The 14,412-nt window shown below is 69.9% G+C and carries 16 protein-coding genes; 14 read left to right on the top strand and 2 right to left on the bottom strand.

Annotated elements, in window-relative coordinates; translation table 11 throughout:
* The first annotated feature begins 68 nt into the window (after positions 1-68).
* From ACIA5H_RS26285 to ACIA5H_RS26310, 6 genes are all read left to right on the top strand, one after another.
* Positions 69-497, top strand: coding sequence for a hypothetical protein (locus ACIA5H_RS26285; RefSeq protein ID WP_397077981.1), 429 nt, complete (start codon positions 69-71; stop codon positions 495-497).
* A complete protein-coding gene (locus ACIA5H_RS26290) occupies positions 497-1,360 on the top strand; it encodes an ABC transporter permease (protein WP_397077983.1) in 864 nt (287 codons plus the stop codon). Before ACIA5H_RS26285 ends, ACIA5H_RS26290 begins: the two co-directional genes overlap by 1 nt.
* Complete coding sequence (locus ACIA5H_RS26295; protein WP_379255650.1) at positions 1,336-2,088, top strand: ABC transporter ATP-binding protein; 753 nt, start codon at positions 1,336-1,338, stop codon at positions 2,086-2,088. The genes ACIA5H_RS26290 and ACIA5H_RS26295 overlap by 25 nt, the downstream gene beginning before the upstream one ends.
* Entirely contained in the window at positions 2,085-3,434 is a 1,350-nt protein-coding gene (locus tag ACIA5H_RS26300) for an LLM class flavin-dependent oxidoreductase (protein ID WP_397077985.1), read from the top strand. Before ACIA5H_RS26295 ends, ACIA5H_RS26300 begins: the two co-directional genes overlap by 4 nt.
* A gap of 469 nt (positions 3,435-3,903) precedes the next feature.
* Positions 3,904-5,127 (top strand): MFS transporter, encoded by a 1,224-nt coding sequence (locus ACIA5H_RS26305; protein ID WP_379255646.1) that lies wholly within the window; start codon positions 3,904-3,906, stop codon positions 5,125-5,127.
* A gap of 101 nt (positions 5,128-5,228) precedes the next feature.
* On the top strand, positions 5,229-6,371 hold the full coding sequence (locus ACIA5H_RS26310) for an alpha/beta hydrolase family protein (RefSeq protein ID WP_397077988.1): 1,143 nt from the start codon (positions 5,229-5,231) through the stop codon (positions 6,369-6,371).
* A 96-nt stretch (positions 6,372-6,467) separates the two neighbouring features.
* Here ACIA5H_RS26310 and ACIA5H_RS26315 read toward each other — a convergent pair whose 3' ends face one another.
* Positions 6,468-7,052: a TetR/AcrR family transcriptional regulator C-terminal domain-containing protein gene (locus ACIA5H_RS26315; protein WP_379255643.1), complete on the bottom strand. Its 585-nt coding sequence runs from the start codon at positions 7,050-7,052 to the stop codon at positions 6,468-6,470.
* 103 nt (positions 7,053-7,155) lie between these two features.
* Between ACIA5H_RS26315 and bioB the strand changes: the two genes are divergently transcribed.
* From bioB to ACIA5H_RS26345, 6 genes are all read left to right on the top strand, one after another.
* Positions 7,156-8,169, top strand: coding sequence for a biotin synthase BioB (gene bioB, locus ACIA5H_RS26320; RefSeq protein WP_355078291.1), 1,014 nt, complete (start codon positions 7,156-7,158; stop codon positions 8,167-8,169).
* A 32-nt stretch (positions 8,170-8,201) separates the two neighbouring features.
* Positions 8,202-8,429, top strand: coding sequence for a hypothetical protein (locus ACIA5H_RS26325; RefSeq protein ID WP_355078290.1), 228 nt, complete (start codon positions 8,202-8,204; stop codon positions 8,427-8,429).
* The gene (locus tag ACIA5H_RS26330; RefSeq protein ID WP_397077991.1) at positions 8,429-9,085 is read left to right on the top strand and encodes a DUF2567 domain-containing protein; all 657 of its coding nucleotides are present in this window, start codon (positions 8,429-8,431) and stop codon (positions 9,083-9,085) included. Before ACIA5H_RS26325 ends, ACIA5H_RS26330 begins: the two co-directional genes overlap by 1 nt.
* A 90-nt stretch (positions 9,086-9,175) precedes the next feature.
* Complete coding sequence (locus tag ACIA5H_RS26335) at positions 9,176-9,709, top strand: DUF1353 domain-containing protein (protein ID WP_355078288.1); 534 nt, start codon at positions 9,176-9,178, stop codon at positions 9,707-9,709.
* 152 nt (positions 9,710-9,861) lie between these two features.
* Positions 9,862-10,407: an AAA family ATPase gene (locus tag ACIA5H_RS26340; RefSeq protein WP_379255639.1), complete on the top strand. Its 546-nt coding sequence runs from the start codon at positions 9,862-9,864 to the stop codon at positions 10,405-10,407.
* Positions 10,408-10,549: 142 nt separating this feature from the next.
* Positions 10,550-10,729 carry a hypothetical protein gene (locus ACIA5H_RS26345; RefSeq protein WP_364430515.1) on the top strand — a complete coding sequence of 60 codons (180 nt, stop codon included), beginning with the start codon at positions 10,550-10,552 and terminating at the stop codon, positions 10,727-10,729.
* 70 nt (positions 10,730-10,799) lie between these two features.
* Here the strand turns inward: ACIA5H_RS26345 and ACIA5H_RS26350 are convergent, their stop codons facing one another.
* Positions 10,800-11,564 carry an NUDIX hydrolase gene (locus ACIA5H_RS26350; RefSeq protein ID WP_397077994.1) on the bottom strand — a complete coding sequence of 255 codons (765 nt, stop codon included), beginning with the start codon at positions 11,562-11,564 and terminating at the stop codon, positions 10,800-10,802.
* A 77-nt stretch (positions 11,565-11,641) separates the two neighbouring features.
* On the opposite strand from ACIA5H_RS26350, the gene nadA reads away from it, so the two are divergent.
* Positions 11,642-12,685 carry a quinolinate synthase NadA gene (gene nadA, locus ACIA5H_RS26355; RefSeq protein WP_355078285.1) on the top strand — a complete coding sequence of 348 codons (1,044 nt, stop codon included), beginning with the start codon at positions 11,642-11,644 and terminating at the stop codon, positions 12,683-12,685.
* A 109-nt stretch (positions 12,686-12,794) separates the two neighbouring features.
* Positions 12,795-14,363 carry an L-aspartate oxidase gene (locus ACIA5H_RS26360; RefSeq protein ID WP_397077997.1) on the top strand — a complete coding sequence of 523 codons (1,569 nt, stop codon included), beginning with the start codon at positions 12,795-12,797 and terminating at the stop codon, positions 14,361-14,363.
* Positions 14,364-14,412: the final 49 nt, after the last annotated feature.

A 14,412-nucleotide genomic window follows, 5' to 3' on the forward strand; every position in this document is an offset into this window, starting at 1 on the left:
AGCACGGGCGGATACGATTTCGGCATCATGACCTCCTGATGGTCAAGTCTGCCTCAACTCTCGCAACGATGGTCGCGTATCCGGGGGCCGGATCAGTAGGTCTCTACGGCGGTCTCGCCTATCTGTACGCCCGCCGCGCGGTCGTGCGGGATCCGGCGAAGGCGGCCGCCACCCGGGCGCTGGTCGGCGCGTTCGTCCGCGCCTACCAGTGGGCCAACACCCACCCGGAGGACTGGGCGCGCCGCTACTACGTGGACAACCAGAAGGTGAGCGCCGACGACGCCAAACGCATCGTCGACTCGCTGGGCACCTACGTCTTCCCGCATCTGGACCAGCAGTTGGTCGACCGGCAGCAGGCCACCATCGACGCCATCGCCAAGGCGGGCGAACTGCCGAAGAAGGTGCAGGCGTCCAATGGCTTCGACCTGCGCTTCGACGCCGCGATCACGCAAGCGGTCACCGAGAGCGGCGCGTCGTTCGAACCGAAGGCACGCTGATGGCGACCCTCGACGCCGCGGTGCTGCGCCGCTTCGGCTTCGGCCGCTCCACGGCGGAACCGATACTGGCGAAACGCAAACCGACCCGGCCGCGCCTCGGCCCTGGCCGCCCCATCCCGTTCGGCATCGCGGTGGGACCGGCGTTGCTGATCGCCGCCTGGGTGGCCGGTTCGGCCACGGGCGCTTTGGATCCGGAGACCCTGCCCGCGCCGTGGACGGTCGCCGAGACCGCCGGTGACCTGCTCGCCGACGGCCGTTTACAGAGCAATCTGCTGACCTCGGTGCAGCGCGCCGTGATCGGGCTCGGGCTCGGTGTCGCGATCGGCCTGGTGCTGGCGCTGCTGGCCGGGCTGAGCCGGGTCGGTGAAGCGTTGGTGGACGGGCCGATCCAGATCAAGCGCGCCATTCCGACGCTCGCGCTGATTCCGCTGTTCATCGTGTGGTTCGGCATCGGCGAGGAAATGAAGCTGGTGGTGATCACCACCAGCGTGGCGATCCCGATCTACCTGAATACGCACGCGCACCTGCGCAGCGTCGACGCCAGGTATGTGGAACTCGCCCAGACCGTCGGCCTGTCGCGGTGGGGATTCATCCGCCGGATCGCGCTGCCGGGATCGCTGCCCGGCTTCTTCACCGGCCTGCGGCTGGCCGTCACCATCTCCTGGCTGGCGTTGGTCGTGGTGGAACAGGTCAACGCCACCAGCGGCATCGGTTACCTGATGACCCAGGCCCGCACCTACGGCCAGATCGACATCATCGTGGTCGGCCTGGTGATCTACGGCCTGCTCGGCCTGTTCGGCGACATCCTGGTGCGCGCGGTGGAAAGGAAGGCGCTGTCATGGCGGCAGACACTCGGGGACTGAACGTCGTCCGCGCCCGGCGGCTGCGCCGTGGCTTCGGCGACCGGGTGGTGCTGCGCGACATCGACATCGACATCGCGCGCGGCGAGTTCGTCGCGCTGCTCGGCCGCAGCGGTTCGGGCAAGAGCACGCTGCTGCGGGCGCTCGCCGAATTGGACTACGACGTGCCGGGTTCCGGCGAATTGAGCGTGCCCACCGAGCGTTCGGTGGTGTTCCAGGACTCCCGGTTGCTGCCCTGGGTGCGGGTGCTCGACAACGTGACCCTCGGTCTCGGCGGTACGGACGCCGCCGGTCGCGGTCGCGCGGCACTGGCCGAGGTCGGGCTGGCGGGCCGGGAGAAGGCCTGGCCCAAGGAGCTTTCCGGTGGCGAGCAACAGCGTGTCGCCTTGGCGCGTTCGCTGGTGCGCGAACCCGAACTGCTGCTGGCGGACGAGCCTTTCGGCGCACTGGACGCGCTGACCCGGATCAAGATGCACGCACTGCTGCAGGACCTGTGCGCCGAGCATCGGCCCGCAGTGCTGCTGGTCACCCACGATGTGGACGAGGCGGTGCTGCTGGCCGACCGTGTCCTGGTGCTCGACGACGGGCGCATCGCGGTGGACCAGCGCATCGACCTGGAACGCCCACGCCGCCACGGCGATCCCGCCTTCCTGCGGCACCGTTCCCTCCTGCTGGCCAGCCTGGGCGTCGACGTCGTCGACACGCCCACCGACGAGAAGAAAGCCTCATGACCGCACCGCGCCAACTCAGCCTCAACGCCTTCATCTACCCCTCCGGCCACCACGAGGCGGCATGGCGGCATCCGTGGAGCAGTCCCGAACGGATTTACGACGTCGCCTACTACCAGGAGATCGGACGCACCGCCGAAGCGGCGAAACTGGACGCGGTGTTCTTCGCCGACGGACCCGCCCTGCACAACAACGTGAAGCACAACGCGACCTCCGGCCTGGAACCGATCACCCTGCTCACCGCGATCGCCACCGCGACGACGCATCTCGGCCTCATCGCCACCGCGTCGACCACGTACTACGAGCCCTACAACCTGGCCAGGCTGTTCTCCACGCTGGACCACATCTCCCGCGGCCGGGCGGGCTGGAACATCGTCACCACCGGCACCGATCTCGCCGCGGCGAACTTCGGTCTGGACAAGCATCCCGACCACGCCGAACGGTACGCCCGTGCTCGGGAATTCGTCGACGCCGTGGTGGCGCTGTGGGACAGCTGGGAGGACGACGCCATCGTCCTGGACCAGGCCTCCGGCGTGTACGCGGACCCGGAGAAGATCCACCAGATCGACTTCGCCGGCGAATACCTGCGGGTGCGTGGACCGTTCAACGCGCCGCGCACGCCGCAGGGCCACCCGGTGCTGGTGCAGGCGGGCGCGTCGAACGACGGGCGGGCGTTCGCGGGCAAGTACGCCGAGGCGATCTTCACCGCGCATCAGCGGCTCAGCGACGCCCAGGCGTTCTACGCCGACATCAAGGAGCGGGCCCGTGGCTTCGGCCGCGACCCCGAGCACATCAAGATCCTGCCGGGGATCAGCCCGTTCATCGCCGACACCGAGGCGGCGGCCAAGAAATTGGAGCAGGAGTTCAACGAGCTCACCGTGCCGGAATACGGCCTGGCCCAGTTGGAGGGCATCGTCGGGATCAGCCTGCGGCACCTGCCGCTGGACGAACCGATCCCGGTCGATTTGTTCGACGCGGCGGGCGACGTGACCGACAACGGGAAGAGCCGCTTGCAGGTCGTGGCGGGCATCGTGCAGCGCGAACGGCCGACCGTGCGCGGCCTGCTGCACCGCCTCGCCGGTGCGCGCGGCCACCGGGTGTTCGCCGGAACCCCCGAGCAGGTCGCCGACACCATCGAGGAATGGTTCCGCAACGGCGCGGCCGACGGGTTCAACGTCATGCCGCCGTACTACCCGGGCGGACTGGAGATCTTCGCCGAGACGGTCGTGCCGATCCTGCAGGAGCGCGGCCTGTTCCGCACCGAGTACACCGGCACCACGCTGCGCGACCACTTCGGCCTGCCCCGCCCCGACAGCCGTTTCGCCCCGCAGCCCGCGCTGGCCCGGTGAGCGGCGCCGACGAAAGCGACTGTCCGCCTGGGCGCCGGGCTGTCCGCCACAGGACGGCGCCGGTGCATGCGATGGGTCGGCCCCGCGCGTTCGGTGCGGGGCCGGCCGACGCCGTGCCCCGCTCACGGGTCGGGCATTCGAAGTCGGTCGCGCACGCTATCGTGCGCGTCTTCGATCCACACGCTGTGCTGGTCGACCAGAACAAGCGAGTCGGGTTCCAGGGCAATGCGCGCCAGGTGCGCTCCGGGCGCTGGTGGTCGGCCGGTTCCGAGTCTCGTGCTGTCGAGTCGCGGGTTGCCTCCACCACGCCTACCGCGTGCCGTGAACCAGCTGCCTGCGGCCGCCCTCCGGTAGCGAGGTTCGCTGGAAATGGGGAATGGCAATCGGCGCGCGGTCTCGCCTCGGGCGGCGGCTTCGGGCTGGATGTGATCGGGCGGAGCGCGGCCTCGCGGCATCGATCGGCGATGCGATGAGCGAGCGGTCCGTGGTAGCGGGCGACATCGTCGGCGCGGTGCGGTTGCGGTCGCTGACCTGGACGGTGTTCGTGCCGATGGTGGTGTACGGCATCGGGTCCGGCGCGGCGGCGCCGATGTACGCGCTGCGCGCGCTGGACCTGGGCGCGTCGGCCGGGCTGGCGGGGATCATCGTCGCGCTGTCCGGGTTGGGCATGGTGCTCACCGACCTGCCCGCGGGGCGAGTCGTCGCGACCATCGGGGAACGTGGTGCGCTTGCGGTGGGTTCGGTGCTCGGTGCGATCGGCGTGCTCGCGGCGATCGTCGCGCCGAATGTCGGAGTGCTCGCGCTGGGCATGCTGCTGGGCGGCGCGGCGGGCGCGGTGTGGGGCCTGGCTCGCCAAACCTATCTGGTTGCCGTGGTGCCCCCGAACGACCTCGGCCGCGCGATGTCGACGCTGGCCGGTTCCATGCGGTTGGGGTTCTTCTGCGGACCGTTCCTCGGTGCGGCCGTGGTGCATTCGCTCGGTCCCAACGGCGCGTTGTGGTTGCAGTTGGTGACCACGGTGGTGTCCGGCGCGGCCATGGCGGCGATCCGATCGCCGGAGGGATCGGGCGAGGCGGGCGCGGGGCACGCGCTGACGGCGATCGTGGTCGAGCACCGCAGGACCCTCGGCACGCTCGGCCTGGCCGCGCTGCTGGTCGGGGCCGCGCGTGCGGCCCGGCTGGCGCTGCTTCCGTTGTGGGCCGCGCACATCGGACTGAGCGCGTCGACCACCAGTTTGGTGTTCGGCCTGGCGGGCGCGGTGGACGTGCTGATGTCGTATCCGGCGGGCGTGTGGCTGGACCGCTACGGCAGGCGGGCGACCGGCGTGCCGTCGATGGTCCTGTTCGCCGCCGGTTTCGGTGTGCTGCCGTGCACTTCCTCGGTGCTCGGGCTCGGTTGCGCCGCTGTGCTGCTCGGGCTGGCCAACGGCATGAGCAACGGGCTGATCATGACGGTCGGCGCTGATGTCGCGCCCGACGGGCAGCGGGCCGAGTTCCTCGGGGCCTGGCGGCTCACCCACGACATCGGCATGTTCGTCGGACCGGTGGCGGTCGGCGCGATCAGCGCCGTGACCGTGCTCGGCGGAGCGGCCATCGCGCTCGCGCTCACCGCCGCGGCGGGCGCCTACGCGATGCATCGCTGGTTTCCGGGCGTGGTCGGGGCGCCAGGGCGGCGGTCGGCCCGGACCGGGTAGGCGCTCGCACTCGCCGCCGTTGCGCGGGATTCGAGAATTTCCACTGGTGGCACGTGTCGCTAGGGTCTGGTCATCGGCGTGCGTCGGTATGGTGCTGCGGCATGTCCCTATCGTTCCTTCGGCGATCCGGCCTGGTCGCCGCCTCGATAAGTATGTGCGTCGCGGTCACGCTCGGGGTGGCCCCTGCGACAGCGGAAAGCCCGACGACCGGGCAATTGAGCGGGATCGAGCTGCTCGATCCCGCGTGGACTTTCCCCAAGGCCGCGGTGTCGCTCGGGATCGGTTACACCACGACCGATCAGCACGGCGCACCCGCGCAGGCATCCGGTGCGCTCTATCTGCCCCCGGGCCTGCCGCCGCAGGGAGGATGGCCGCTGGTGGTGTGGGCACACGGGACCGCGGGCATCGGCGATGCCTGCGCGCCGTCGCGCCGCCCGCAGTCCGAGCGGAACATCACCTATTTCGACCAGATACTGGAGAACGGGTACGCGGTACTGGCTCCCGACTACCAGGGCCTCGGCACCCGCGGGCAGTTCAGCTACTACAACACGAACGTCGAGGGCATGTCGATAATCGACGCGGTCGCGGCGATGCGCACGACTCCGATTCCGCTGTCGCGCAGATGGGTCTTGGTCGGTCAGTCGGAAGGAGCGCACGCGGTGATGAGCGCGGCCGGTCTGTATGCCGAGAAAGGCGGTTCCGCTACGGGGTTGAGCGGAGTGGTGGCCACCGGGCTGCGCACCGACCCGAGCAAGAGCCTCCCGGAGATGTTCCGGGCGGACTCGACCGGCTCCAAGAACCAGATCGCCTACGCCGCGTACTACCTGGCCTCGCTGGAGGAACTGAACCCCGGCAGCGTCACCCCGTACCTGTCCGATTTCGGCAAGGACTTCGTGGAAAGAGCGGCCCACGAATGCCTTTCGCGTCTGGTCGAGCGCGCCGACGGCCGTCGACCGTCGGCGCTCGTCGCCGACCCCGACCGGCCGACGCCCACCTTCGCCGAAGACATCGCCGCCCTGACGGGATATCCGGAAGACCGGTTCACCAGCGATCTCCTGATCGGCTACGGCACCGCGGACATCGATGTGCCTCCCACCGACACCGAGAGCTACGGGAAAGAACTGCAAGAGCTGAACCCCGGAATACGAGTGACGGTCCAGCAGTACCCCGGCAAGGACCACAGCGGCGCGTTCCTGGCATCGCTTCCGGATGCGCTGGGATTCCTGAACACGCACCTGCGCTGACGCTCGGCGCGCACCCGCGAGGGAACAGTCGCTGTCGACTGCTTCGGAAACGGCCGCTACACCTACTGCGGAACCGTGATCGGGACGCCCCCGGCGTCAGCGGACGCGGGTGCCGAGCAAGTGCCGCACACCCGCGACGAACAATTGCAGGCCGAAGTCGAAACGGGCGGTGGGGTCGGTGGTCTCCTCCAACGGCGAGGCGCCCTCGGGCAGGGCGCCCGCCGAGTCCATCTGCATCCTGGACTGCTCGTCCACGGTCTCGCCGAGGACGTAGTAGAGCAGCGTGAACGCCGCGAGTTCGGCCTCCTGGCGCGGCATGCCCGCGCGGATGGCGGCGCTCACCAGTCGTTCTCGCCCTTTGCTCGTGGTGAGCCGGGACGCGTAGGTCGCCGACACCAATTCGGCGCCGTCGCGATAGGCCAGCAGGCAGTCGCGCAGCCGGTGCGCCAGTTCGGTGATCTGCCCGGACCACTCCTCGGCCTCGATCGGGTCCTCCATGGGCGCGAGGATCTTGTCCGCGACCGCGCCGAGCAGCGCCTGCTTGTTCGGAAAGTGCCAATACAACGCGCCGGGCTGCACCTGGAGCGAGCCGGCCAACCTGCGCATGGTGAGGTCGGCCAGGCCGTATCGGTCCAGAATCGCGATGGCGCCGTCGACCACGTCCGCCCGGTGCAGCTGCACTCGATGCCCTTCCCGTCGTGCTTTGACTCACTCCTACCGCTACCCTAGCCTGAACACCGTTCAAGTTGCACGGCCACCTCGGCCGGACGAAGGGATTCGTGCAGTGACCCAGGCACCTGTAGACACCGAAATCTTGTCGATCGCCCGCGAGCAGGTGCTCGAGCGCGGGGTGGGGCTGACCCAGGAGCAGACCCTGGAGGTGCTACGGCTCGGTGACGACCGGCTGGAGGAGTTGCTCGCCCTGGCGCACGAGGTGCGCATGAAGTGGTGCGGCCCCGAGGTCGAGGTCGAGGGCATCATCAGCCTCAAGACCGGCGGTTGCCCGGAGGACTGCCACTTCTGCTCGCAGTCGGGCCTGTTCCAGTCGCCGGTGCGCGCCGCGTGGCTGGACATTCCCAGCCTGGTGGAAGCCGCCAAGCAGACCGCGAAGACCGGCGCCACCGAGTTCTGCATCGTGGCGGCCGTGCGCGGTCCCGACGAGCGCCTGATGGCCCAGGTGGCCGCCGGTGTCGAGGCGATCCGCAACGAGGTGGACATCCAGGTCGCCTGCTCGCTGGGCATGCTCACCCAGGAGCAGGTGGACCAGCTGGCCGCCATGGGTGTGCACCGCTACAACCACAACCTGGAGACCTCGCGGTCCTACTTCCCGAACGTGGTGACCACGCACACCTGGGAGGAGCGCTGGGACACCCTGCGCATGGTCCGCGAAGCGGGCATGGAGGTCTGCTGCGGCGGCATCCTCGGCATGGGCGAGACGCTGGAGCAACGCGCCGAGTTCGCCGCGAACCTGGCCCAACTCGAGCCCGACGAGGTGCCGCTGAACTTCCTCAACCCGCGTCCGGGCACGCCCTTCGGCGACCTGGAGGTGCTGCCCGCGTCCGACGCGCTGCGCGCCGTGGCCGCGTTCCGGCTCGCGCTGCCGCGCACCATGCTGCGCTTCGCGGGCGGCCGGGAGATCACCCTCGGTGATCTCGGCGCCAAGCAGGGCATCCTGGGCGGCATCAACGCCGTCATCGTCGGCAACTACCTGACCACCCTCGGCCGCCCGGCCGAACAGGACCTGGACCTGCTCGGCGAGCTGAAGATGCCGATCAAGGCGCTCAACGAAACGCTCTGACCGGCTCGGTTGCGACGAAGAGGCAAGCGAGCATGAGTACTGTCATGGACATGGACGAGCGCTACAACCCGTTCACCGGCAAGCGAATCGTGCCGGGCCTCGACGACGCGATCCCGGCCGCCGCCGCGCTGGGCCTGGAGCCGCCGCGCTTCTGCGAACAGTGCGGACGCCGCATGATCGTGCAGGTGAGCCCGGACGGCTGGTGGGCCAAGTGCTCCCGGCACGGCGTCGTCGACTCGGCCGAACTGGAACGCCGCTAGTGGCGTCGCCGTTGCGGGGTGAGGTGCGGGCGGCGGCTGTGGTCGCCGTCGCCGTGGTGGTGGTGAGCGCGCTCGCCGGTGTCGGCTGGGGCCTGCTCGCGCCGACCGAGCGGCTGCTCGTGGTCGAGCCGGGTCGCGGTGTCGGACTGACCGGGGAGAGCGCGCATCAGTTCGACGCGCTGGCGTTGTTCGTCCTCGCGGGGGCGGTGCTCGGCTTGCTGTGCGCACTGGCCGTGTGGCGCTGGCGCTCGGCGCGTGGGCCGCTGTTGCAGCTGGGCCTGCTGATCGGTTCCGCCCTGGGCGCGGTGGTGATGGCCGGTGTGGGGGAGCAGGTCGCCGAGTGGTCGCATCCGCGCCCGCACGACCCGCCGGTGGGCCAGATCGTCACCTTGCCGATCGAACTCGGCAGCGACCTCGCGCTGATCGTGCAGCCGCTGATCGCGTCGTTCGTCATGCTGTTCCTCGCGGCGCTGAGTACCTCGGAGGATCTCGGCAGTGGCCGCCGCGCCGCCCGGAAGGAGGAGGAAGCCTCCTACGACGGCCATGGCGCCTTCATGCCCTATGGTGACGCTGCGAGCAGCGCAGAGCTGCCCTATGGTGGCTACCAGCCTGCCTCAGAGGGATATTCGCTGCCCGAATATCGCCAGCGCCGCTGACGCGTCGTCCGGCACGTCGCCGCGACGGGGAAGGCTTTCCGAACCACTTCGGGGTCGGGAACTCGTAGCGTGCTGGGAAGGAATTGGGACGTGGCCTTCGTGGGTGGCGGTCCGGTCGTCGAAGAGCTCGACGCCAAGTTCTGGCGGGTGACCGAACCGCTCGTCTATCGCGGTGCGAGTGAGGAATTCGTGGTCCCAGCTGGTTTCCGGACGGACTTCGCCTCGGTGCCGCGCCCGTTGATCTGGCTGATTCCCCGTTACGGCAGCTATACCCGTGCCGCCATCCTGCACGACTACCTGCTGAGCACGAACACGGTCGGCGTGGCCGACGCCGACGGCATCTTCCGCCGATGCCTGCACGAACTCGGAGTCTCCCTGCCACGCCGCTGGATGATGTGGGCGGCCGTGCGCGCGGCGCACCGGTTACGCGGCGCGAGTGCGGGCGACGTCGCCCGGTTCGTCGTCGTCGCGGTCCCTTCGGTGTTCTTCCTCGCCGTTCCCGCGACCGTGGTGACGGTGTTCCTCCTGCTGTTCTGGTTGGTGGAGTTGGCCTTCTGGGCCGGGTCGCGCCTAACGCAGCGGACCGAAGCTCCGCCGCCTGGTCCGCAGATGAAGACCGCCTGACCGACCTGGGGTCTCGGTGCGAACTTCGCGCGCGCTGCTGGCGAGCCTCGCGCCGGCGAGCCCGGCCGGGTCGCCGGATTCGCGCGGGCAACCCGCCACCGGCGCGGACGAGTTCTCGGCTGCCGCAGCGGCGCACGAGTTACGGTGCCGATATGAGCGACGGATCGCCCAGGCTCCCCACCCTCGTCGTCGTCAGTGGCCCGCCGGGGTCAGGCAAGACGACGCTCGCGCACGCTCTCGCCCGGGCGATCGGCTGCCCAGCCATCTGCCGGGACGAGATCAAGGAGGGCATGGTCCACGCGACGGAGAACTACGCCCCGAGCCGCTCGAACGAGCTGAACCTCCGCACGCTGCCGGTGTTCTTCCAGACGCTGGAACTGCTCCTGCGGGCCGGTGTCACGGTGGTGGCCGAAGCCGCCTTCCAAGACCGGCTGTGGCGTCCCGGCCTCACGCCGCTGCGCGCTCACGCCCAGCTCCGCATCGTGCACTGCACGATCGATCCAGCTCTCGCGACACAGCGAATCCACCAGCGCCACCGTTCGAATCCGCTCCGCCGCGCCCACGACGATCCAGACCACCCCGCACCCGCCGCCTTCCAGCGCATCTCCCTCGACGCGCCGACACTCGAGGTCGACACCACCTCCGCCTACCGCCCCGACATCCCGGCGATCGTCGCCTTCCTCGACGCCTCCTCATGATCAACGGCCCATGACGGAGGGGCCTTCTCGCGAAATGCCGCAACCATGTGCCGCTGATCTTGAAAACCCGTTGGAGCCGACGTGGGCGCGAGGATATGGTGGGCGGCCGGAGTGGCCGAGGGGTTGTCGGAAAGGGGCTGGGGTGGTGAAGACCGCGCACGCGGTGGAGGACGGGGCGGCTTCTGCGCGGGGCGAACGGGCCGATCTGGCGGCGTGGCGGCGGCGGGATGCGCTGCGGCGCGGTAATGCGGCGCGGCCCATTCCGAGCAAACGGCAGTACCGTCGCCGGGACAAGCATCGCAAGACTGCGGCAGAAGGCTGAGCAATGCCTGACCGCCGCTTCTGCGGCCGGCATCTGGCCTACCCGCCGAGATCGCCGGCTTTCCGGCCGGTTACGAAGGGCCGGGTGGGCGCAGCGCCGCGAATTCGTCTGTCACGCGCAGGCCGGAGTCGGTGAAGCGGTACACCGCGGCGGGGCGGCCGCCCGCGCGGCCGGGGGCGGCGGTGGCTCCGGTGGGGGTGATCACCTTGCGGCGGGACAGAACTCGCTGAAGGTTCGTAGTGTCCACGTCGTAACCGAGTGCGGCGCAATAGATTTCGCGCAGGGTCGACATGGTGAACCGGTCCGGCGCGAGGGCGAAGGCGATGTTGGTGTAGGACAGTTTCGCCGCCAGCCGAGTGCGGGCGTGGTCGACCACCGTGCGGTGGTCGAAGGACATGTCCGGCAGCGCCGACACCGGGTGCCAGGCGGTGTCCGGGGGCAGCTGCGGGTCGGCGGTCAGCGGGACCAGTCCGAGGTAGGCCGAGGCGATGCGGCGCGGGTTCGGCACCCGATCGGGAGCGCTGAACACGGAGAGCTGTTCCAGATGACTCAGCTCGCGCACGTCGACCTTCTCGGCGAGCTGGCGGCGCGCGGAGGCGTCGAGGTCCTCGTCGTCGCCGAGGCGTCCGCCGGGGAGCGACCAGGTGCCCTTCTGCGGGTCGAGTGCGCGTTCCCACAACAACACCGCGAGTTCGGTCCGCTGGTCGGGCGGGCACCGTAGCAGCATGCCTTCTGCCCGGTCGGCGAGGGCGTGACCTGCGGCGATGTCCCGGGGAAAGCGACGAACCTGGAACACCGCGGTGAGCGATTCGTGGATGGTGCTACTATGGGCCACGTTTTCGATTATAAGTCGAAAACCTGGTTTGGTGCGAATCGGCGGTGTAGCCGACCGCACGAGGAAGGGAGCCATCCATGGCGACGACGGGTGCGAAACTGGCGCCCCCGCTGATGGGGCAGGTGTTCGACGGACCCTCCGGGTTCGCGGGTGTCGAGGCGACGCCGGAGTGGGCGCAGGAAGTCAAGCGTCTGGCCAGGGAGCGCAACGCGACGATCCTGGCGCACAACTATCAGCTGCCGGAGATCCAGGACGTGGCCGACCACGTCGGCGACTCGCTGGCGCTGTCGCGGATCGCGGCCGAGGCGCCCGAGGACACCATCGTGTTCTGCGGCGTGCACTTCATGGCCGAGACCGCCAAGATCCTGAGCCCGGCGAAGACCGTGCTCATCCCCGATCAGCGTGCGGGATGTTCGCTCGCGGATTCGATCAGCGCCGACGAACTGCGCGCCTGGAAGGCCGAGCACCCGAACGCGGTGGTGGTGTCCTACGTGAACACCACGGCCGAGGTGAAGGCGCTCACCGACATCTGCTGCACCTCCTCCAACGCGGTGGACGTGGTCGCCTCGATCGACCCGGACCGCGAGGTGCTGTTCCTGCCGGACCAGTTCCTCGGCGCGCACGTCAAGCGGGTCACCGGCCGCGCGAACATGCACATCTGGGCGGGCGAGTGCCACGTGCACGCGGGCATCAACGGCGACGAGCTCACCGAGCAGGCGCGTACCCACCCGGACGCGGAACTGTTCGTGCACCCCGAATGCGGGTGCGCCACCTCGGCGCTGTACCTCGCGGGCGAGGGCGCGTTCCCGGCCGATCGGGTGCACATCCTGTCCACCGGAGGCATGATCGACGCGGCCAAGGCGGCGAAGTCGAATCAGGTGCTCGTGGCCACCGAGGTCGGCATGCTGCACCAGCTGCGCAAGGCCGCCCCCGGCATCGACTTCCAGGCCGTGAACGACCGGGCGTCGTGCAAGTACATGAAGATGATCACTCCGGCGGCCCTGCTGCGCTGCCTGGTCGAGGGCCGTGACGAGGTCCACGTCGATCCGGAAACCGCCGCGCTGGGCCGCAACTCGGTGCAGCGGATGATCGCGATCGGCAATCCCGGCGGCGGTGAATGAGTCCGACCGCTGCCCTCGCGGCGGCGGGTCGCTCTCCGGCGCAACGCGCTGACCACAGCGCCCGCGCCGCAGAACGTTCGCGGATCGGAAGACAGAGAGGCGCGGGGCGATGACAACCCGGGTTTCCACCGACTGGGAGGCCGAGGCCGATCTGGTCGTGATCGGCGGTGGCGTCGCGGGACTGACCGCGGCGCGCACCGCGTCACTGCGCGGGCTGCGGGTGCTCACGCTCAGCAAGGGCGGGCCGACGGATACGTCCACCCAGTACGCCCAGGGCGGCATCGCCGTCGTGGCGCCGCACGGTGACTCGGTCGAGTCACACGTGCACGACACGGTGGAGGCGGGCGTCGGCCTGTGCGACGTGGACGCCGTGCGCTCCATCGTCGAGGGCGGGCAGGACGCGGTTGCCGCGCTGACCGACCTGGGCGCGGTGTTCGACCTCGGCCGCGACGGCCAGATCTCGCGGACCCGTGAGGGCGGGCACAGCACCCGCCGGATCATCCACGCCGGGGGCGACGCCACCGGCGCCGAGGTGCAGCGGGCGCTGAACGAAGCCGGCTTGCCGGTGCTGTTCGGCGCGGCCGTCGGCGAGATCGTCACGGGGCCGAACGGCGTGCGAGGCGTGGTCGCGCTGTCGGACCGAGGTTTCGGTGTCGTGCACGCGCCCGCTGTGTTGCTGGCCACCGGCGGGCTCGGCCAGTTGTATGCGCTGAGCACCAATCCGCCGGGCGCCACCGCCGACGGCATCGCGCTCGGGCTGTGGGCCGGTGCCGCCGTCGCCGACCTCGAATTCGTGCAGTTCCACCCGACGGTGCTGTACACCCCGGGCGGTATCGGGCGCAGGCCGCTGATCAGCGAAGCGGTGCGCGGCGAAGGCGCGACATTGGTCGACACCGAAGGCAACGCGGTGACCGAGGGGGTGCATCCACGGGGCGATCTCGCCCCTCGCGATGTCGTCTCCCGCGCCATCGCCGCGCGCATGCGGGCGCTGGGCACCGAGCACGTCTATCTCGACGCCCGCTCGATCGACGGTTTCCCGCAGCGGTTTCCGACGATCACCGCCTCGTGCCTGGCGGCGGGCATCGATCCGCGCACCGACCTCATCCCGGTCGCGCCTGCCGCGCATTACCAGTGCGGGGGAGTCGTCACCGACACTCACGGCCGTACCGGAGTGCCCGGCCTGTACGCGGCCGGAGAGGTCGCGCGCACCGGACTGCACGGGGCGAACCGGTTGGCGTCCAACAGTCTGCTGGAGGGGCTGGTGGTCGGCGAGCGTGCCGGAGCCGCCGCCGCCGAGCGGCTCGGTGAGCGGGCCCGGGTGAGCGAGATCCCCACTCGCGTAGCCGAATACGTCGACCGCGACGTAGTGCAGCACCTGATGACCACGCACGCTTCGGTGGTCCGCGACCGCGCCGGACTCGCGGAAGCGCTCAAGCGACTCGACGACGTGGTCACCAACCGCGACACGCTCGCCGCCGCCACCCACCCGATCGCCGGAATCGAAGACGCCGCACTCACTCTCGCGGCCCGCGCGCTGCTGCTGGCCGCGCTCGCCCGCACCGAGAGCCGCGGCTGTCACACCCGGTCCGATCACCCGGACGCATTGCCCGAACTCCGCCACAGCCTCCCGATCCGGCTCAACGGCGACGGCGTCCCCGAGTACGCCCCCATTCCCTGACCACACGCACCGAGCGCGGCATCCGGTGGACCGCGAGAACCCCGCTCGG

It is taken from the genome of Nocardia sp. NPDC051900, from assembly GCF_044452545.1.
GTDB classification, from domain to species: domain Bacteria; phylum Actinomycetota; class Actinomycetes; order Mycobacteriales; family Mycobacteriaceae; genus Nocardia; species Nocardia sichangensis.